This window comes from Streptomyces sp. LUP47B, assembly GCF_001746295.1.
In the GTDB taxonomy this organism is placed as follows: domain Bacteria; phylum Actinomycetota; class Actinomycetes; order Streptomycetales; family Streptomycetaceae; genus Streptomyces.
On the sequence record NZ_MJAH01000001.1, the window covers coordinates 281,203 to 301,073 of the forward strand.

13 protein-coding genes and 5 pseudogenes are annotated in these 19,871 nt (G+C 68.9%); 5 read left to right on the forward strand and 13 right to left on the reverse strand.

Annotated features, from left to right (window positions below):
• Positions 1–40: 40 nt before the first annotated feature.
• From BFN33_RS01265 to BFN33_RS53930, 7 genes and pseudogenes are all read right to left on the reverse strand, one after another.
• Entirely contained in the window at positions 41–1,873 is a 1,833-nt protein-coding gene (locus BFN33_RS01265; RefSeq protein ID WP_069757957.1) for an RICIN domain-containing protein, read from the reverse strand.
• Positions 1,874–1,896: 23 nt separating this feature from the next.
• A complete protein-coding gene (locus tag BFN33_RS01270; protein WP_069757958.1) occupies positions 1,897–3,423 on the reverse strand; it encodes an arabinofuranosidase catalytic domain-containing protein in 1,527 nt (508 codons plus the stop codon).
• Between the two features lie 30 nt (positions 3,424–3,453).
• Positions 3,454–5,070: a glycoside hydrolase family 27 protein gene (locus BFN33_RS01275; protein WP_069757959.1), complete on the reverse strand. Its 1,617-nt coding sequence runs from the start codon at positions 5,068–5,070 to the stop codon at positions 3,454–3,456.
• A gap of 138 nt (positions 5,071–5,208) precedes the next feature.
• The gene (locus BFN33_RS01280) at positions 5,209–6,651 is read right to left on the reverse strand and encodes an arabinofuranosidase catalytic domain-containing protein (protein WP_088245231.1); all 1,443 of its coding nucleotides are present in this window, start codon (positions 6,649–6,651) and stop codon (positions 5,209–5,211) included.
• Positions 6,652–7,108: 457 nt separating this feature from the next.
• Positions 7,109–8,578: pseudogene (locus tag BFN33_RS01285) on the reverse strand (endo-1,4-beta-xylanase); the annotation flags it as partial.
• Between the two features lie 79 nt (positions 8,579–8,657).
• The gene (locus BFN33_RS01290; RefSeq protein WP_069757961.1) at positions 8,658–9,791 is read right to left on the reverse strand and encodes an SGNH/GDSL hydrolase family protein; all 1,134 of its coding nucleotides are present in this window, start codon (positions 9,789–9,791) and stop codon (positions 8,658–8,660) included.
• Positions 9,792–9,933: 142 nt separating this feature from the next.
• A pseudogene (locus tag BFN33_RS53930) lies at positions 9,934–10,281 on the reverse strand (RICIN domain-containing protein); the annotation flags it as partial.
• Positions 10,282–10,297: 16 nt separating this feature from the next.
• Here BFN33_RS53930 and BFN33_RS53935 point away from each other — a divergent pair.
• Entirely contained in the window at positions 10,298–10,573 is a 276-nt protein-coding gene (locus BFN33_RS53935; protein WP_256122578.1) for a hypothetical protein, read from the forward strand.
• Positions 10,574–10,824: 251 nt separating this feature from the next.
• Positions 10,825–11,172 (forward strand): hypothetical protein, encoded by a 348-nt coding sequence (locus BFN33_RS53940; protein WP_256122579.1) that lies wholly within the window; start codon positions 10,825–10,827, stop codon positions 11,170–11,172.
• A 239-nt stretch (positions 11,173–11,411) separates the two neighbouring features.
• Here BFN33_RS53940 and BFN33_RS01305 read toward each other — a convergent pair whose 3' ends face one another.
• Both BFN33_RS01305 and BFN33_RS49195 read right to left on the reverse strand, forming a co-directional pair.
• Positions 11,412–13,004, reverse strand: a complete 1,593-nt coding sequence (locus tag BFN33_RS01305; protein ID WP_256122580.1) for an arabinofuranosidase catalytic domain-containing protein — start codon at positions 13,002–13,004, stop codon at positions 11,412–11,414.
• Between the two features lie 853 nt (positions 13,005–13,857).
• Positions 13,858–14,650: pseudogene (locus BFN33_RS49195) on the reverse strand (metallophosphoesterase); the annotation flags it as partial.
• A gap of 602 nt (positions 14,651–15,252) precedes the next feature.
• Here BFN33_RS49195 and BFN33_RS49200 point away from each other — a divergent pair.
• A pseudogene (locus BFN33_RS49200) lies at positions 15,253–15,450 on the forward strand (transposase); the annotation flags it as partial.
• Between the two features lie 6 nt (positions 15,451–15,456).
• On the opposite strand, the gene BFN33_RS52975 reads toward BFN33_RS49200, so the two are convergent.
• Both BFN33_RS52975 and BFN33_RS01325 read right to left on the reverse strand, forming a co-directional pair.
• Positions 15,457–15,927, reverse strand: coding sequence for a hypothetical protein (locus tag BFN33_RS52975; protein ID WP_176742259.1), 471 nt, complete (start codon positions 15,925–15,927; stop codon positions 15,457–15,459).
• 98 nt (positions 15,928–16,025) lie between these two features.
• Positions 16,026–17,230, reverse strand: a pseudogene (locus BFN33_RS01325) (IS110 family transposase).
• 323 nt (positions 17,231–17,553) lie between these two features.
• Here BFN33_RS01325 and BFN33_RS01330 point away from each other — a divergent pair.
• Positions 17,554–18,117, forward strand: coding sequence for a dihydrofolate reductase family protein (locus BFN33_RS01330; RefSeq protein WP_069757968.1), 564 nt, complete (start codon positions 17,554–17,556; stop codon positions 18,115–18,117).
• Positions 18,118–18,183: 66 nt separating this feature from the next.
• On the forward strand, positions 18,184–18,444 hold the full coding sequence (locus tag BFN33_RS01335) for a hypothetical protein (protein ID WP_141757923.1): 261 nt from the start codon (positions 18,184–18,186) through the stop codon (positions 18,442–18,444).
• Between the two features lie 35 nt (positions 18,445–18,479).
• Here the strand turns inward: BFN33_RS01335 and BFN33_RS01340 are convergent, their stop codons facing one another.
• A complete protein-coding gene (locus tag BFN33_RS01340; protein WP_069757970.1) occupies positions 18,480–19,196 on the reverse strand; it encodes a hypothetical protein in 717 nt (238 codons plus the stop codon).
• A complete protein-coding gene (locus BFN33_RS01345; protein WP_069757971.1) occupies positions 19,193–19,741 on the reverse strand; it encodes a SigE family RNA polymerase sigma factor in 549 nt (182 codons plus the stop codon). Before BFN33_RS01345 ends, BFN33_RS01340 begins: the two co-directional genes overlap by 4 nt.
• Between the last annotated feature and the right edge of the window lie 130 nt (positions 19,742–19,871).

Genomic DNA, 19,871 nt, shown 5'->3' on the forward strand with positions numbered 1-19,871 from the left:
CAGGTGGGGGGTGTCCACGCTGGTGTGGTCGGCGGACGGTTCAGCGGACGAAGAAGTCCTGGTTGGTGCCGGGTGCGTTCTTGCACTGCCACTGGTCGAGTTGCTGGCCCGCGCTGCTGCCGGCGCCGTAGACGTCCAGGCACAGGCCGCTGTTGCGGTTCTGGAAGGCGTAGGAGCCGTCGGACTGGCGGACGGGCAGCCAGAGGCCGTTGGCCGTTGTGCCGGGGGGCTGTTGGACGATGTCCGGGGTGCCTGCCGTCGTGGAACTGCCGGCGACCGCCACGTCCTGGCCGGAGCTCTGGGCGCGCAGTTCGCCGTAGCCGCCCGAGGCCGGTACGAACTGGAACTGCTGGTTGCTCTGCCCGTTGCAGGTCCACTGGTCGATCGCGGCGCCCGCGCTGCTGGAGTTGCCGTACACGTCCAGGCACAAGTTGTTGTTGGCGACGACGAGTTGGTGAGCGCCGGTCGGGAAGCCCTCGCCGCCGGACGAGGCCGGGGTGAGATAGACGGCGAACGCGTCGTGCGCGGCCTGGAACGTCAAGGGCACGGTGATCGAGCCGCCCGAGGCGCTCAGGTTCTGGTCGTAGACGGTCAGTGGCGCGCCGAGTGGTGCCTGGTCCGGGATGCGGTGCACGGTGACGTGCACGCTGCCGGCGTTCGTCAGCCACGGTACGGACGACAGGCCGTTGAAGGTCACGGACGCGGTGCCGGAGTTGCCGTTGGCGTCGCCGATGATGGCCACCGCGCGCTTGTTGGTGGGGTCCTCGGAGGCCGAGATCGCGGTCGAGCCGACCTGGCCGGAGGTGTCGACGAGGGTTCCCGTCATGTCGGCGTAGTCGCGCAGCGCCCACCAGTTGCCCGTCGGTTGCCAGGTGCCCCCGCTCTGGGTGAGGACTCCCGTCAGGTTGGGGGTGACGCAGCAGACCCAGTTGCCGCGCATCGCGTTGGTGTACCCGGACTGCGCGAACCGCGCCAGGTACCAGGCCGTCACCCCGGCGGTCTGCCGGTCGGCGGGCTGGTACTCGTTCGCGGACAGCGGCAGCGGGCCGATGCCCGCCGTGGTCAGGGCACTGTTGAGGGACTGGGAGATGGTGACCGGGTCGTCGACGTCACCCTCGTCGTGGTTGGTGATCATGTCCGGGACCGTCCCGGCCGCCTTCACGTGCGCCAGCCAGGTCCGCCATTCCCCCGGGTTGCTCTGCGGTGTGAAGGCGAGCGACGGCCCGACGATCTGCGCCGAGGGGGCGATGCGCCGGATCTCCCGGTAGGCGGTGTCCCACATCTGGAAGTACTGGGCGCTGTTCACGCCCCGGGTCCAGAAGGCGGAGATGTCCGGCTCGTTCCAGATGTCGTAGGCGAACTTCAGCCCCGATGCCTGCAGTGCTCCCACCGTGGAGTCGATGAAGGCGGTCCAATTGGAGCAGTCGCCGTTGTCGCACGGGTACCTCGTGTTGGACGGCTGCCCGCCGTTGGCGCCGTAGATGTCGCTGACCAGTACCTGGTACTGCGCGTGATACGGCGGCTGGGTGAGCCGTTTCGCCTGCGCGACGATCGAGTCGAGGTCTGCCCGAGTGGCCGATCCGTACTGGTAGTTGTCCCGGATCCAGCCGCCGGAGAACCATCCCCCGCCGCGGAACGCGTTGATCCCCAGCGGCTTGATGAACTGGTCGGCCGGCTGGCTGCCGTCCTGCGTGAAGCCGTAGAGGAATCCCTCGCCCACACCGGTCGACGGGCCCCGCGTCGAGGCCAGGTTGACGCTCAGCATCTCGCCCGAGACGGCCCTGCTCTCGGCGGTCGCAGACAGCTGCAGCACGAACGCCAGGACGATGCCGACGGCCAGTACCAGACGCCCGGGTCTCGCTCTCGTCCTCATGCGGTCCTCCTGCCTTCCCGGGGTCAACTCAGTGACCACTGCTGGTTGGATCCGCCGTTGCAGGTCCACAGTTCGGCGGGGGTGCCGTTGGCGGTGGCGGCGCCGGTCACGTCCAGGCACAGGCCGGACTGGGCGCTGGTGACGGTGCCGTTGGCGTTGACGTTCCACTGCTGGTTGGTCTGGCCGTTGCAGGTCCAGGTGATGACCTTGGTGCCGGGGCTGGCGCCCTGGTTGGAGGCGTCCAGGCACAGCCGGCTGCTGCCGGAGTACACGGCGAGCTCGCGGGAGCCGGTCCGGGACCAGATCTGGTTCGCCGCTCCGGTGCAGTCCCGGATCTGCGTCTGCGTACCCGGCGTCGTGGAGGCGCCCGGCACCTCCAGGCACTTGCCCGCGCCCACCGCATGCAGCGCGGTCGACGTACCGCCGCCCCCCGCGCCGTAACCGGCCGCGGTGATGCTGGCCTGCACGGCGTTCTCGGTGGCGTCGGAAGGGTAGCCCGCCGTCATCGCGCCCTCGAAGAACTCGCCCACGCCGTTGGGGCTGTTGTCGCCCCCGGTGCCGAGCAGGACCGAGCTGTCGACCTTCATCGGCGAGTAACCGTTCGGCAGGGGGCCGGAGAAGGTGGTGGTCAGGCCGCCGCTCGCGCCGTTGCCGTATTTGAGAGTGAAGTTGCTGGTGCCGTTGTTCTTCAGCCACGCGCTGACGAACGGGTAGTGCACACCGGGGTTGTTCGGGTCCTTGTTGGAGCCGGTGTTGGTGTGGAACATGCCGTTCTCCAGGTCGGCCTCGACCCACGGGCCGCTGCCCGTGCAGCCACCGAACCAGCAGGCCGTGCCCCAGTAGATGGCGTTCATGGTGGCGTTGCCGGTGTCGGTGTGGGAGTTCTCACCGCTGCCGTAGTCGAAGCAGCACCACTGGCTCGTGTAGTTCGACGAGGTCACCATGTAGATGCCTTCGGGCTGGGCTCCGGTGGGCACTCCCTTCGCGTGGTCGAGCCGGTAGCCGACACCGGGGGTGACCTTGACGCCGAAGACCTGGTGGCCGGCAGCGGTCACCGGCAGGGCCATGGCGTCCGCGCCGACATCGGACCCGTTCGGCCCCGGCCCCTTCCAGTAACCGCCCCAGGAGATCGGCATGTCGTTGTGCTGGGCGGTCTGGTCGTAGATCTTCGTGATCGTGCACGACGTGCCCGAACAGAACGACACCTGGGACGCGCCGTCCGCGTACCCGCCCGCACCGAGCAGCCCGATGTCGCGGTAGCCGTGATCGGAGGCCCGCTGAATCTGGTAGAGCGGCCCGTTGTACGACGCGAAGAGCGCCCTGGTCGTGGAGTGCGCCGTCACGCACGGCGTACCGCCCGCGGCGTACAGGCCGCACGGGAGCGACACGTCCGCCACACGGTGGGCCGCCGGATGGACGACGGTTGATGCATCGGCCCTTGTGGATGTGGCGAACGCCGGTGCGCCGAACGCGATCAGGATCATCGCCAGGGCGGACAGGAGCACTGCTTTCCCTCGCCTGCGTCGGCGATCATCGGCTGGTTCGAGCATGGAGACCTCCTCCGGGGTTCGAATGCGGAGTCATCCCAACGTCCACCGCTGGCTGCTGCCGCCGTTGCAGGTCTGCAGTTCGGCGAGGGTGCCGTTGGCGGTGGCCCCTCCGGCGACGCCCAGGCACAGGCCCGACTGGACGCCGGTGATGGTGCCGTTGGTGTTCAGCGCCCACTGCTGATTGCTCTGGCCGTTGCACGACCAGATCTCCACCTTCGTCCCCGGCGTGGTCTGGTTGTTGTAGGCGTCCAGGCACATCTGGCTGCTGCCGGAGTAGACGGTGAACTGGTTGGACGCGGAGTGCGTCCATGTCTGATTGGCGCCGCCGTTGCAGCTCCAGATCTCCACCTGGGTGCCGGCGGTCGTGGTCGAGTCGGGTACGTCCAGGCACTTGCCCGCACCCACCGCGTGCACCGCCCCGGTCACGCCGGTGCCGCCGCCGCTGGTGCCGCCCGCGACCCGGTACATCACCGTGCCGTGGGCCGGCACCGAGGCGCTGATGGTGCCCGAGGTGTTGGAGGACGCTCCCGACCACAGGTCGGTCAGGGTGTAGGCGGACGCCCCGGTCTTGCCGATCGCGGCCGCGGTGGTCGAGATGGTCGCTGTCGAGCCCGTCTCGTTGAACAGCGCCACCGACACGTCCCCGTTGGCCAAAGGCTTGGCCAGCACGTCCCGGCCTCCCGAGGAGGAGACCATGGTGCCCTGCTTGCCGAGAGGGTCCTGGTCGACCGCGATCACCCGGGAGTTGGTCAGCGTGGAGAGGGTTTCCGCACTGGCCGAGGGGATGTTGGTGCCCGCGATCAGCGGTGCTGCCATCTCCGCCCACAGGCTGAACTCGCTGCGGCTCTCGGTGGTCGTCATCGAGCCGTTGCCGACCTCCAGCATGTCCGGGTCGTTCCAGTGGCCGGGACCCGCGTAGGAGGCGAGGCCGACGTTACTGTGGAAGATCGACAGCATGCTGGCGAAGTTGGCGCTGATGTCCCCGGTGGTACGCCAGCTGTTGCCCACGCCCGCGCCCCAGGTCCACACGTTGTCCTGGCCCCAGTTGCAGAGGCTGTACAGGATCGGTCGGTTGGTGGCCGCCAGGGCGTCCCGCATCGCGATGTACCGGCTCTGCGCCGGCACTCCGTTGTTGTTGCAGTTGTCGTACTTCAGGTAGTCCACACCCCACGACGCGAACGACTGGGCGTCCGTGGTCTCGTGCCCGAGGCTGCCCGGATACCCGGCGCAGGTGGCGGTTCCCGCGTCCTCGTAGATCCCGAGCTTCAGCCCCAACGAGTGCACGTAGTCGGCGGTGCCCTTGATGCCGTCGGGGAACTTGGCCGGGTCCGGCACCAGTCGGCCGCCGGAGTCGCGGTTGTGGGTCATCCAGCAGTCGTCGATGTTGACGTAGGAGTAGCCCGCCGCCTGCATGCCGTTGGTGTGCATCGCCTGCGCGGTGGACTTGATCAGCGATTCGGAGACGTTGCAGCCGTAGGCGTTCCAGTCGTTGAAGCCCATCTGCGGGGTCAGTGCCAGCCCGTTGCCCAGCGCGGTGGCGGGCTGCGCCGTACCCAGGGAGACGAGGGGGACGCCCAGGCAGAGCAGCGCGACCGTGAAGGCGAACGCCAAAGTCCTGCGCAGGGACGGTCGCGGGAGCGGGGGCATGAGGCGTCCGACTCTCCTAGTTATCATGTGCATGTCATTCACTCCTGGGTCGGGGCGGCGCGGGGCAGCGGGGCAGATCTCACGGCGGCCCTCCGGGCGTCCCGGAGGGCCGTCGCCTCCCGCGCGGGACAGAAGGTTTCAGCGGTATCCGGCAGCCGTGACGTTGGCCTGCACCGCGTTGTCGGTCGCGTCGGAGGGGTAGCCGGCGACGATGGCCCCCTCGTAGAAGGTGCCGGCGCTCAGGTTGGCACCGCCACCGGGCTTGCAGCAGTCACCACCGCTGCCCAGAACGATGGCGCCCTGCTTCTTCATCGGGCTGTATCCGCCGGGCAGCGCGCCGTCCCACAGAGTCGTCAGGCTGCCGGACTGCGCATTGCCGCCCTTGAGGGCGAACCTCGACGTCCCGTTGTTCTTCAGCATCGCGGTGACGAACTTGACGGGGAAGGCCCGCTGACCGGTGTTCCAGGACTGGCTGCCCCCGGAGTACAGGCCCCATTCGAGATCGGCCTGGACCCAGGGACCGCTTCCCGAGCAACCGCCGAACCAGCACTCGGTGCCGAAGTTGATCGCGTCCATCGCCCCGGCCGCGTCGGCCTTCCGCGTCGTCTCGCTGTTGCCGTAGTCGAAGCAGCAGCCGCTGTTGACGTGGGTGCCGCTGGTCACCATGTACGCCCCTTCGGGCGCGCTGCCGGTCGGAACACCCGTCAGATGGCCGTCCCGCCAGTAGCTGTTGCCCGGATTGATGTACAGCGAGTACGCCTTGGTGCCCCCGGCGGTCAGCGACTCGGAGGTCGCCTTGGCGGGACTGCTCTGACTCGATCCCGGAACCTGGGCCGATCCCTGGTACCACAGGTCGTTGCCGCGCCCGGACTGGTCGTAGACGACCGTGATCACACAGGAGGTGCCCCCGCAGAACGAGTCCTGCGCCGCCGCGTCGGCGAAGCCTCCGGCCACCCGTACGCCGATGTTCCTGGTCGCGTTGTCCGAGGCGCGCCTGACCTGGTACAGGCTGCCGCTGTACGACCCGTAGAGCGCCCGCACGGTGCTGTGCGCGGCCACGCACGGCGTACCGCCCGCGGAGTAGATGTCGCACGGGCCGGACCCGCCGGGCGCGGGCGGAGGTGTCGACGTGGTCCACTTCTGGTTGCTCTGGCCGTTGCAGGTCCACAGGATGACCGCAGTGCCGTTGGCCGTGCCCGCCCCGTTGACGTCCAGGCACAGGCCGGACTGGACACCGGTGACGGACCCGTCGGCGTTCTGCCGCCACGCCTGGTTCGACTGCCCGTTGCACGTCCAGATGATCACCGGAGTACCCGGCGCCGTCCGGTTGTCGTAGGCGTCCACGCATCGGGTGCCGCTCATCGTCCTCAGCTCGCCCGCCGAGGTGAACTCGAACGCCTGGTTCGGCTGGTTGTCGCAGTCCTGGATGTCCAGCGCGGTTCCCGGCGTGTCGACGTTGCCCTTGATGTCCAGACACCGCCCCGACGCCGAACTCACCAAGGGTGCCGGCGTCGCTGCCGGGGCGGGTGCGGGTGCGGACCAGGTCTGCGAAGTCGCCAGCATCATGGCCAGCAGCGCCATCACGCCTGTGGCGGCGAACGCCGGTAAGCGTCGTCTGCGAGCCGTGGGACTCCGACGGGAAAGGGGTGAAGGCCGCATTCTGTTCCTCGAGAAATGTGGGGGAAGGTGACAGAGGGTGCTGTGCCTGGTCGAACGCGATGTTCGTGGACCGTCGCCGCCACCGGCATGGCCGCGAGATCCGGACGCCTCATGGCGGCGTGGGCGCTCGAGAGCACTCACAGGAACCACTCAGACATCCCATGTCCTAGTGATTCCACAGGTCCGTCACCGAGTCAATACACACGGGACTCCCAATCGAACTCTGATCCATCCCATGTATTGCGCCTGGTCAGGGCGTTCTGAGGGCATGCCGGAGCCCGCGTCCGGCGAGGGCCGCCGTGCCGGACGCGGGGGTACGTTCCGACCACCCCGAAGCGATCCGGGGGCGGGAGCGCGCGCTGCGCGCCGGGTCACTTCACCTGAAGTTCCAGTGCTGGTTGGCGCCGCCGTTGGAGTCCCAGATCTGGACCGGGGACCCATTGCCGGTCTGTCCGCTGGGGATCTCCAGCGCCCGGCCGGAGGCGACGTTGACGAGGGTGTACGAACCGTCGCTGTTACCGCTCGCCCGCCAGTGCTGGTTCGCACCGCCGTTGGAGTCCCAGATCTCCATGCGGGTGCCGTTGCCCGTCTGGCCGCCCGGCTCGTCCAGCACCCGCCCGCTGGCGACGTTCGTCAACGTGTAGGAGCCGTCGCTGTTCTGACTCGCCCGCCACTGCTGGTTCGCACCCCCGTTGGCGTCCCAGACCTGCAGGAGCGTGCCGTTCGCCGTCTGGCCGCCCGGCACGTCCAGCACCCGGCCCGCGGCGACGTCGGTCAGCGAGTACACCTGTCCCGAGACGATGCCTCCGCCCGGATTCCCCGTACCTCCGCCGAGCGCGGAGAGCGACGCGTCGTAGGCCGGCTTCTTGTTGCCGTTGTTGTCGAACAGCAGCGGGTTCTCCCCCGTCCGCCACGAGTCGCTGTCCCTGATCCCCCACACCGTGATGCCGGTGCAGCGCGCGACGCTCATGCAGGCCCGCACCGTGTTGCCGTACGCGGTCGCCGATGCCTGCGCGATGTCGAGTTCGGTGATCTGGACATCCACGCCCAGCGCTGCGAAGTTCGACAGGGTCGTCTGGTAGTTGGACGGCGGGCCGCCGGAGCCGAAGTGGCTCTGGAGGCCGACACAGTCGATGGGCACACCGCGCGCCTTGAAGTCCCTGACCATGTTGTAGACGCCCTGCGTCTTGGCATCGCTCCAGTTCTCGATGTTGTAGTCGTTGTAGCAGAGCTTGGCCGAGGGATCGACGGCCCGGGCGGTGCGGAACGCCTCCTCGATGAAGCCGTTGCCGAGCACGTTCTGGAAGACCGAGCTGCGGTGCTGACCGCTGCCGCCGTCGGCGAACGCCTCGTTGACCACGTCCCAGGCGTAGATCTTGCCCTTGAAGTGGTTCATCTCGGTGGTGATGTGGTTGTTCATCACGCTGCGCAAGGTGCCTGCGTCACCGATGGAGTTGACCCAGCCGGGCAGCTGTCCGTGCCACACCAGGGTGTGGCCGCGCATCCGCTGCCCGTGTGCCGTGGCGTGGCCGACGATCTGGTCGGCCGGGCCGAAGTTGAAGTTGCCGCGGGACGGTTCGGTGGTGTCCCACTTCATCTCGTTCTCCGGGGTGATCATGTTGAATTCCCGGTCGAGGATCGTGGCATACGTCGAGTCGCCGAGTCTCCCGGCGGCCACCGCCGTACCGAAGTAGCGGCCGCTGTCGGCCGCAGCCGCGCCCAGTGTGCTGGAAGCGGCGTGCGCGGCCAGGCTCGCCGGGCCGGCCAGGGCCAGTGCCGTGCCGGCCAGCAAGCCGATGGCCGAGGCCAGCGCTCTGCGGAGCAGGGGGTCCTTGTTGAACCAGGACATCAAGGATCAACCTCCTTGTGCAGTAAGAGGAGTGGGCGCCGGCACCGGGACGGGCCCTCGGTGAAGCGGGGTCACGCGCTCAGGAGACCGGCAGAGCGGTCCACTGCTGGTTCGTTCCGCCGTTGCAGTCCCACAGGACCAGCTGCGTACCGTCGGCGGTGGACGCGTTGGGGTCGTCGAGGCAGCGGCCGGAGACGGGGTTGCGGTAGCCGCCGTTGTACGGCTGCCATTGCTGGTTGGTTCCGCCGTTGCAGTCCCAGATCGCGATCTTGGTGCCGTTGGCGGTACCGCGGCCGGCGGCGTCCAGGCACTTCCCGAGCGCCCGCAGGGTGCCGTCGGAGCGCGCGGACCACGTTCGCGCGGCGGAGCCGTCGCAGGACCGGATCTCGACGGCGGTCCCGTTGGCGCTGTTGCCGCCGCTCACCCCCAGGCACTTCCCCGCGATCCCTGAACGCACCTGCCCGCTCGTGGAGTCCGGCGGCTTGATCCAGCCCGCCGCGTCCGCCGCCTGGATCCCCGCGTTGAAGGCGTCCGCCATCTTGCCGAAGCCGCTGTCGTTGGGGTGCAGGGAGTCGGACAGGTCCGCGGCGGTCAGGGCGCTCATGTCCACCAGACGTACGTGTTTGCCGGCGGCCTGCTCGGCCTGGACGATCCCGGGCAACTTGGCGTTGAACGCGGGCCGGTTGGCCTCCTCGCTGCCGCTGGTGGAAATGATCACGGTGCCGACGAGGACGGTCGCGTCGGGTACGGCCCTGGTGATCTGGTCGATGAGCGCGTGGAGCCGGTCGGCAGCGGTCGGGATCTGGTAGTTGCCGTTCAGGTCGTTGGTGCCGATCTCCAGGGTGACCACGTTCGGCCGGTAGCGTGCCAGCACGGAGTCCGCGATGCCGGCGATCTGGTCGATCCGCCAGCCGGAGTGGCCTTCGTTGTCCGGGTCGGACATGGTGCCATTGCGCCCCGAGCCGACGAAGTCCAGGGTGTGCCCCTCGGCCGTCAGCTTGTTCCCGAGAAAGCCCCGGTAGCTGTTCCCGGACGGGCTGCCGACGCCCCAGGTGATCGAGTCTCCCAACGGCATCAGCCGCAGGGGTGTGGCCGCGGCGGCCCGTGTGGCGGGGGGCGGCGCCTCGGCGGCGGTGGCCGCGCCGGGCCACGCGGCGCCCATGCCGAGGGTGGCCGTCAGCGCCGCGGCCAAGGGTGCCCAGTACTTCTTCATGAGCGTTCCTCACTGGGTGCGGGTCGTGGGTGGGGGGACCGAACTGCCGGATCGTGTGGGTGTTCCGGAGGCATGAATGGGTCAGCGGGGGGGTGAAGTCCTGGTTGGTGCCGGGTGCGTTCTTGCAGGGCCACTGGTCCAGTTGCCGGCCCGGGTCGCTGCTGCCGCCGTAGACGTCCATACACAGTTGGCTGTTCTGGTTCTTGAAGGAATACGAGCCGTCGGACTGCTGCACCGGCAGCCACAGTGCGCCGGCCGCGCCGTCGGCGGCCTGCTGCTCGATGTTCGGTGTACCGGCGGTCGCGGATCCGCCCGACACCGCCACGACCTGTCCGAAGTTCTGCGCGCGCAGTTGCCCGTAGCCGCCCGAGACCGGCACGAACTCGAACTGCTGGTTGCTCTGCCCGTTGCAGGTCCACTGGTCGATCGCAGCGCCCGCGCTGGTGGAGTTGCCGTACACCTCGAGGCACAGGCTGTTGCTGCTGATCACCAACTGGTGGTAGCCCGTGGGGAAGCCGCCGTCGCCCGAGGTCTGGACACCCGCCTGCTGGATGACCGCTCTGGCGCCCTGCGGCCAGTTGGTGCCGCTGACCAGGACGTTGCCGCTAAGGACGTTGTTGTGCGGAGGGCCGGTGGCGACGTATGTGTTCCCGCCGTTGTACCAGTTGCCGGAGAACGTGCTGTCGTCGGTGTGGTTGCTGGCGTTGGCGTTGGTGAGCGCCCAGTTGCCGGCGTCCTGCACCACGTTGCCGGACACCTTCAGGTACCGGGAGCCCTCGTAGAGGTACAGCGCGGTGGTGCGGTTGTTGTCGTACATGTAGTTGTCGGAGATCACCGAGCCGGGGGCCGCGGACAGGCTGTAGATGCTGCCGCCGTCGAACATCGCGTTCTTGGTGTCGAAGACCAGGTTGTGGGAGACGGTGTTGTTCTTCAGCGTGGTGGGAGCGCTGTAGACCGGCTGGTAGTTGTACGTGCCCCGGTTGGCGTAGTCGCCGCTACCGAAGTGGACCAACCAGCTGTTGCTGCTCTGATCATGAACCTGCCAACCAGATATCTGCTGGGCGCCGCTCACGACCGGCTGCTGCCCGGGCATGGCCTGGTAGGTGATGGTGTGCCGGTTCTGGCCGCCGTCTCCGGAACCGAAGGTCAGCGGTTTGGACAGCCGGTAGGTGCCACCGGCCAGGCGGACCATCACGTCCGCGTCGGCCGAGAGCCGGTGCGCCGGCTGCTGCGCCTGGTCGATCGTCGCGAACGGCTGCTCGACGGTGCCGTTCCCGCCCGCGTGCGCACCCGGCGCCACGTACAGCTCGGCGGCCGATGCCTGGCGCTCGGACGGTACGGGGAACGCGGCACCGGCCGTGGGCAGACTCCCGGCCAGTAAGGCGAGCAGAGCCAGGGGGGCGCCCCGGAGGCCGCTGAGCGCTCTGGCTCGGGACATCATGATCCTCCAGTGGCGGCGGGGGCATTCGATGCGGACGCCCAGTGGCGATCCGGTCGGACGGTTGGAAGATCTCGGAAAGTGCGCCGGGCACCGGAGCGGCGAAGCCCCGGCTCCGGGTCCCGCCCGACCCATGGCCGATGGTGAGACCGGTCACGGGCCACGGGCTGGAGCCACTCCCCTCAGCCGAGGCTCCATCGCTGGTTGGAGCCACCGTTGCATGTCCATAGTTCGGCCAGGGCGCCGTTCGCCGTGGAGGCGCCGGTGACGTCGAGGCAGAGTCCGGACTGGGTGCCGGTGATCGTGCCGTCGGAGTTCAGCCGCCACTGCTGGTTGGCGCCGCCGTTGCACGGCCAGGTCACCACCTTGGTGCCGGCGGTGGTCTGGTTGTTGTACGCGTCCAGACACAGCTGGCTGCTGCCGCCGTACACGGTCAACTGGTCGGAGGAGGTGCGGGTCCAGCTCTGGTTGGTGCCGCCGCCGCAGTCCCAGATCTGCAGCTGCGTCCCGGCCGCGGTGGACGAGTTCGGCACGTCCAGGCACTTGCCCGCGCCCACCGCGTGCAGGGCGCCGGTGCCCGTCCCGCCGGTCGTGTTGCTGTAGCCGGCCGCGGTGATGTTGGCCTGGACCGCGTTCTCGGTGGCGTCCGACGGGTAGCCGGAGGTCATCACGCCCTCGTAGAAGGTGCCTTGGGCGCCCTTGCTGTTGTCACCGCCGATGCCCAGGATGATGGCGCCCTGCTTCCGCATCGGGTTGTAGCCCGCGACGTTGGGCCGCGGACCGTCGTAGAACGTCGACAGGCTGCCCGACTGCGCGTTGCCGCCGCGGATCGCCCAGTGGTTCGGGCCGCCTTTGACGATGGCGGTCGTATACCGGTAGTTGATGGTCGGGTCGTTCGCGTTGTAGTGCTGGTTCACCCCGGAGAACAGGCCGTTCTCCAGATCGGCCATGATCCAGGGGCCGTTGCCCGCGCCGTAGCCCCAGACCTTGATGTTGCCGAAGTAGATGGCCTCCATGGTGCCGTTGCCGTCGTCGTTGCTGTCCGTCTCGGCATTGCCGTAGTCGAAGCAGCAGCCGCCGTTGTAGTGCGTGCCGTCGAAGATCGCGTACATGCCCTCGGGGTTGTCCCCGGTCGCGATGCCATTGGTGTGGTTGTTGCGGTATCCCGTACCGGGTGCCACGAAGACGCCGTAGGCCTTGTGACCGCCCACCATGGTGGTCGCGGCCGTCGCGTTCGCGAGGTTGTCGGGACCGCCCGCGGCACCGCCACCGGGCGCCTGGGTGAGATGGTTTCCGCGACCCGACTGGTCGTAGATGATCGAGATCAGGCAGGTCGTCCCCGCGCAGAACGAGTCCTGCGCGGCGGCGTCGGCGGTGCCGCCGGCGCTCAGGACGCCGACGTCGCGGGTCGTGTTGTCCGAGGCACGCCGGACCTGGTAGAGGGGCCCGTTGTACGAGGCGTACAACGCCCGCGTCGTACTGTGGGCCGCCACACAGGGCGTTCCTCCTGCCGCGTACAGATCGCATGGTCCGGACGTGGCGGCCCGGGCCGTCCCCGTCGTGGCCGTGGCACCGGCCAGCGCGCCGACGGCGAGCACAGCCGCGGCCCCCGCCCGGGCGAATGTTTTCGGCCGAGAACTGCGGGAGCGCTCCCACGATCGGACAGATGCCTGGTCCCACTCATTTCCCGGCCTTCCGCGGCGCCGTACCGCAGCGAGCAGTCGTTGGACGCCACCCCCGAACAGCACGTGGTGTCTCGTACCTGTCGTTCCCATCCGATCTCCCTACCGTGCCGGCGGAACCCAGTCGGGTTCTGTGCTGGTGGCGCTGACAATTGCGGTAGCGCTTGAAGGTGCAGATCTTTCAGTGGGATTGCAGAGAGGTTTCGGGGGGAGACGGTGCTCCCGATTCCGCAGTGCTGTCAAGGGCCCCGACCTCCTTCGTCCGGCCTGGATTCCGAATCGGTTCGATCGCCGATCTCCCCGGATCCTCGTCGACCGGCCCGCTCGAGCAGATCCGGCCGTGACAGTGGACGAGCCGCGGTGCGCCCTCACGCCGACGCGGCTCGGCGCGTCGCGCCGAGCCGGACCGCGATCGCTCAGCCACCCCCCGAAAATGCCACTGACCTGGGGCGCGGCCGCCGAACAGCGGTTGACGAGGGGTCAGTGCGCACCGCACCGGCCGATGAGACGGTCCCCGCCCCGCCCTTGGACGCGTACTTCGGCATGCGGCACACCATTGCCCCCGCTCCGCACCGGCCGTACCATCTCGTCGAAGCGCTTGCGCGGAACCGATTCGATTCCGGTCTTCCCGCAACGCGTGAGACGCGGAACGCGTGACGGGCCCGGCAGCCCGACGCCGCTCCCCGCGTACTCCTGGTGCTCAAGCGTTCTGGTTCTGCGTCACTTCGGTGCGGCAGCGAGGCACTTCGGTGCTGGGGCGCAAGGACGGGCGCGTCTGTCCATGGGCGGCACCCGGAACGGACGGTTCTGCCTGGTCGTCGCCGCCCGGAACCAGCTGCCGGGCTCATGATGCTCGGATCGTCCCCTGTGCGAGACGCGTCGGCCTGGGCTTCGTCCCATGTCGCGGTCCTTCGACCTGTGGACCGCTCCCGGCGGAGGCGTCGGCCGTGGTGCGGAGGAGGGTGCGGGGTCCGTGGTGGCTGAACCCGGCAAGGGCTGATCGAGACGGACGCGGTCGTGCAATGGCCAGATCTGGCCGCCGTCGGTGTGCCCGGAGAGCTGGAGGTCGATGCCTGCGGCTGCCGCCCGGTCGACGAACTCGGGCTGGTGCGCCAGGAGCAGGACGGGCAGTGCGGGGTCGGCGCCGTCCAGCGCTCCGGCGAAATGGGCGCAGTGGCCCGCCAGACCGGTAGGAGTCGGCGGTGACGTCGTCCGCGCCGGCGACGACGAGTGTGTGGCCTCGGCGTCCGAGCAGCAGGTGGCGGTTGCGCAGCGGCTGCCGGCCCACTTCGTCCATCAAGTCGATCCAGCCCTCGGCTTCGCTGCAGTCCTCATGGTTGCCGGTGCGTGTACACGGGCTCGGGTGGCCGCACGGTTGCCGGCAGGACGGCCTGGGCGCGGCGGCATTCGGCCGTGCCGTCCGGGATGTCGCCGGTGTGGCAGACCAGGTCCGCTTCCAGGGTGTTCACCGCTCTCGCACACCCGCGCCGACCAGCGGGCGCGTTCGAGCGGGTCGTAGTGGGCGTCGGTGATGAGGACGACGCAGAGGCCGCCCACACCGGCACCCGGCCGCGGGAGTTGCGCCTCTGGCCGGCGCACCCGCGGCACGGGACGGATCTCGGCGTGGGCCCGGGCGAGCAGTACGGCGGCTGCACCGAGGACGGCCCAGGTGACGATGCGGACCGGTCCTGACTCCCGCCGACGCCGGCTACGGTCAGGGCGAGCCGCAAGAACGCACCAGCGTTCCCGGGTGCCGTACAGCCTGCCACAGGCCGATCGACAGCAGCGCCAGACTGATGGCGAAGCAGACCAAGAACACGAACTGGGTGCCGGTCGCGAGGTCGTGGGTGCCCAGAACACGAACTGGGTGCCGGTCGCGAGGTCGTGGGTGCTGCCGTCCTCGTAGCGCCAGTACGCCTGTGGGAGAAGCGCCTCCGAGCCGCCGGCGCCTCTGTCGTGCATGGATCACGGGTCCTCGCCGGATTCTTGAGCGTGTCGTCCGCCGTGACGATCAGCAGCCAGGCAAGCGCTGTCGCCGGAACCGTGGCGACCGCTCACTCACCCCCAAACCCCTCGCAATGATCGAGTCATGTCGCCGCGGGCGAACCGCTCACCCGCCTCATCCCGAATCCGCGCACGAGCCTCTCACCGCTCGGCGGTCAACCCGCCGCCTTGCGCGTACCGCATACGACCGACCTACCGCAGGGATCAGCGCCCGGCCGCCCGACGCCCCACGACGACTCGGCTGCCAATCAGGAATTGCGAATGATCGCTCCGTAGGGAATCGACAGCGAGGTCGTCCGTCGGGAGGCACCAGCAGCACACCGCCCGGGGACACCACATGGCCGCCACCTGGGCCTGCATCGATGCCGGCAAGACTCACCACCACTGCGTCGCAATCGACGAGGGCGGCCGTCGGCTGCTGTCGCGACGCGTCACCCACGACGAACCCGAACTGCTCGAACTCCTCGGCGATGTCCTGGCCCTGGGCGACGAGGTGATCTGGGGTATCGACCTGGCCGACGGTGGAGTCTTAATGGGCCGGTCAAGCGGGCTGGGCTCGGTCGCTGCTGGGCAGTGCCCATTGGGCGTCCAGGTCCTGGCAGAGGATGCGGATGCTGCCGGTCGTGAGTCTTAGCTCATGGCTGCATCCGGACTCGTGGGGCAGGAGTTCGTCCAGGCGGACGGTGTTGAAGTCAGACAGTTCAAGCACGCCGCCCCCGTCGGCTTCCACCTGGACGCTGGTGACGCCGTAGTAGTGAACTGTCAGCACGTGGTCTTGGCTGGCTGGCCAGGTGAAATGGATCTGGAACTGATCTGCGGCGCCGGCAGTCGGGGGCAGCGCGGTGGGTCTGAGGTCTTTCACACACCGCGGGGCCGAGAAATCGTAGTGCTCAGGGTGTGTGGCAAATGCGCGCGCCCCGGGCGGGAGGGCCGGCGCGAGTCGGGGCAACTCGGCAAGGTATGGGTTGGGATCGTGCCAGTAGGTGCCGTGAGCTTGCTGTTCGATGATCACGTATCTCATGTTCTGCCCCCTGTGTCGACGGCTCAAAGTACCCAACTGGCCACCGGATACGGGCAGAGCAAGGCCTGGGGAATCTTGAATGGGCTGAGTCAGGCCGCCGCTCTGGCCACTGGTGGGGTGGTGGTGAAGGGACGGTTGTCGCGGAGGAGGGCCCACAGGACGTCGACGCGTCGGCGGGCGAGGGCGATGACGGCGGGGATGTGTTGGTGGCCCTCGGCTCGTTTCTTGAGGTAGTAGGTGCGGTTGGGGCCGTTGCGGATGATGCTGGTCTGGGCGGAGAGGTAGAAGACGCGGCGTAAGCGGCGGCTGTAGCGCTGCGGGCGGTGCAGGTTGCCGGTGCGGCGTCCGGAGTCCTTGGCGACCGGGACCAGACCGGCGGCGGAGGCCAGGTGACCGGCGTCGGGGTAGCTCGCCAGGTCACCTGCGGCGACGAGGAACTCAGCCCCGAGGATTGGTCCCATGCCGGGCATCGACTCGATGATGGCGGCCTGCGGATGGGCATGGAAGGCGTCGCGGATCTGCCGGTCGAGCTGCTTGAGCCGGTCGTCCAGGGCCAGGACCTGTTGGGCGAGGTCCGCGGTGATGCTTGCCGCGGTGCCCTGGCCTGGGAGGGTGATGCGCTGGGCCTGGGCGGCTGTGAGAGCGGTCGTGGCCACAGCGTCGGGGTGGCGTACGCCCCGGGTGGCGAGCCAGCGAGTGAGGCGGGTTTGGCCGCAGCGGCGCAGGGCGGCGGGGGTCTGGTAGCCGGTGAGCAGGACGAGGGCGCCCTTGTGGTCGGCGTAGTCGAAGGCTGCTTCCAGGGCCGGGTGATGCTGGTGAGTACGTCGTGGAGGCGGTTGAGCAGGCGAATCCGGTCGGCGATCAGGTCGGACCTGTGCGCGGTGAGCAGGGCCAGGTCTGCGACCGGGTCCGTTCGCACCTCGACGGGGGTGAAGTCCCGTCGCAGACGGGCGGTGTCGGCGATGACGTAGGCGTCGCGGGCGTCGGTCTTGGCCTCGCCGCGGTAGGCGCCGGCCATGCGGTTGACCGTCCGGCCGGGCACGTAGACGACCCGTTGGCCGTGCGATGCGAGCAAAGCAAGCAGCAGAGCGGAGGGGGTGCCGGTGATGTCCACGGCCCAGTCCACGCGGTCGGCCAGGCGGAGGACTTCATCGAGGCCTGCCAGGAGATCAGCCTCGTCGTTGCGGATCTTCTTGTTCCACACCGCTGTTCCGGTGTCGTCGACGGCGACCCACCAGTGGTGGGCCTTGCTGGCGTCGATACCGACCCAGAAACGTGGCAACCGCGTGGTCATGAGCGTCTCCTCGGCTTCGGGTGCGTGCCGGTTCGGTCCGAGGAACACCAGCCGTCAGCTCCGTAAGCAGCGATCAATGCGCAGATCTCAATCAGCGGCCAGGCGTCCCGAAGAGCGGGGCGGCCACTCCACCGGAGCCACCGGGGGCAAGCGACTTTAGAGCCACACCCCACTCTTCCGGACCGCCAAACAACTTACGGAGCGGCTTTGGCCATCGCCTCGCCTACGAGCAAAGATCCAATACGTTGTGCCCGATGAGTAAGGCAGCCATGCCAGGTCTACAGCATTGAAACGCGTCTGGATCGATACAACAGGAGATTGAAGTGTCTACATCAGTGCTCGATATGTCGGTGTCTCTCGACGGGTACATCGCCGACCCTGACGACTTCCTCGGCGGTGAGGACGGCGAGCGGCTGCACAAGTGGGCCGACGCCAAAGGCGAGTCCGCTCGGACCGCCGCGCGGTTCCAGGAGGAATGGAACGCGGCCGGTGCGGTACTCGCGGGTCGGCGGACCGCCGAACTCATGGATCACTGGGGCGGTGATCATGGAGGTCTCCCGATCTTCGTGCCCAGTCACCGCCCACCCGGCCCGGCCGCCCGCTGGGGCTATCCGTTGGTGACCTACGTGAACGACGGGATCGAAAGCGCGATGGCCCAGGCCAAGGCCGCCGCCGGCGACAAGGACGTGCAGGTGCGCGGTGCGTACACGGGGCAACGAGCGCTGGAAGCCGGAGTCCTGGACGAGGTGCAGATCCACCAGATCCCGGTACTCCTCGGCCGCGGACGACGACTGTTCGACGTCCTGCCCTCGGAGATCGAGCTGGAGATCGCCCAGGTGATCGACACGCCAGAGGCCACCCACATCCGCTACCGTGTCCGTCGCTGAACCGCTCGCCCAGCAGAGCAGACCGATCGCCTACGACCAGAGATCCATTACGCTGACCAAGGCTGCATGACAATCGGTGTCCACGATCAAGGGGAAGCCCCCTCCCCGGTGGACGCGACGTTGTTGCCCGAGCATCGGTGGCAGCTGGTCGCCTCGGGCCTCGGCGACCGCTGGTTCAGCCGGGACTACGCGCCGGGTGGCCGGCATCACGACGAGCGCGTGAAGTACCTCCCGGCCGAGACACTCCCGCTGCTCGAATTCACTCCTCAGCGTCCCGTTCTGGACGCCGGCAGGCCGGTGCGCAGGGCGGGGACGGGCCCGTGTTGACCCGCTCCGGGTGACTCAGTGACCTGCACCGGCTGTCAGTTCGGGTCCAGCCGGTGGGCGAGGTCGTGGGCGGTGGCGCCGGTGAGGTCTCCGATGTAGGGTCCGACGATCTCAATACGGCCGCCGGTGATCGACGAGTTCACGAAGGGGATGCCCCAGAGCTTGCCGTCGATGACGATGGCGATTTCATTGCGCGGGGCCGGGGCCGACGCGATGGAGCCGGTGAGCGCGGCGAAACGGTTCCGGTCGGCGGAGTCGAGGGTCACCTCGACCCGCCAGGTGCCGTCGGCACCGCTCTTGTCCGCCTTCGCGGAGGCGGTCTGGACGTCGGTCATGCCTCTGGCCCGGTCGGCCCGGACGCAGAACTCAGGGTGGGTCGCGCTCGCGGGCACAGGGTAGCCGCCGCTGCCCTGGGCGCAGGCGTGCTCGTTGGACGAGGTGACCGGCAGGAAGGAGATCAGGGCCGCCTTCCCGGTGTTCGTGGTGTCGCCCCCTGCGGCGGGCTGACCCACGTGGGCGCGCAGGGTCGCGCCGTCCGCGACGGCCATCCAGGCGGTGGCGACCGCGACGGCGGCGACGATGCCGACACCGGCACGGGCCTGCCGCTGCCGCCGCCGGGCGATCCGCAACGCGCCGTCGGCCAGGCCGACCAGATGGGCACCGGCGGCGTCACCGCCGCTCCCCCGGACCTGGGCGTGCAGGGCGTCGTGCAACGACGTTTCGTGCAGCGGGTGTTCGGTCGAGTCGTTCATGCGACGACGCCCCTTCCGGAGGCGGTGGAGGAGGCGGCCGACTGCCCCGCCTCGGCCAGGGCGGTACGGAGAGAAACGAGGGCCTTGTGGGTCTGGCTGCGGACCGTCCCCTGGGCGACACCCAGAATCGCGGCTATCTCCGCGTCCGGCCGGTCCTCGAAGTAGCGCAGCACGACCACCGCACGCTGGCGCTTGGGCAGCCGCCGCAGCGCGGCCATGATGTCCTGCCGCTGGACCACGGTGTCGGCCCAGTCGACGGCCTGCGCGGACGGCTGGTCCGGCAGGGTGTCGGTGACCGTCTCCCGGCCCCAGCTGAGCAGTCGGAAGCGGTCCACCTGGGCGTGGTAAAGCGCCCGGCGCACATAGATCTCCGGCTGCTCCCGGTCGCGCAGCTTCGACCAGCGCCGAGCGGTGGCCGCAAGCGCGGTCTGGAGCAGGTCCCGGCCCTGCTCCCAGTCCCCGGTGAGCAGATAGGCCGTGTGCAGCAGCGATCTCGACCGTGCCGCCACGAACTCGCGGAACTGGCGTTCCTCGTCGGCGTTCAATGCGCCCTCCCTCGTTCCCCTGTAAAGACGGGCGCGGAAGGAGGTTCGACTGCCCCGCCGGCCAAACTTTCTCCCCCCGAACCCGCCGGGCTCCTCGCGCGGGCGACATGACGGCCACATACGGTCAGAG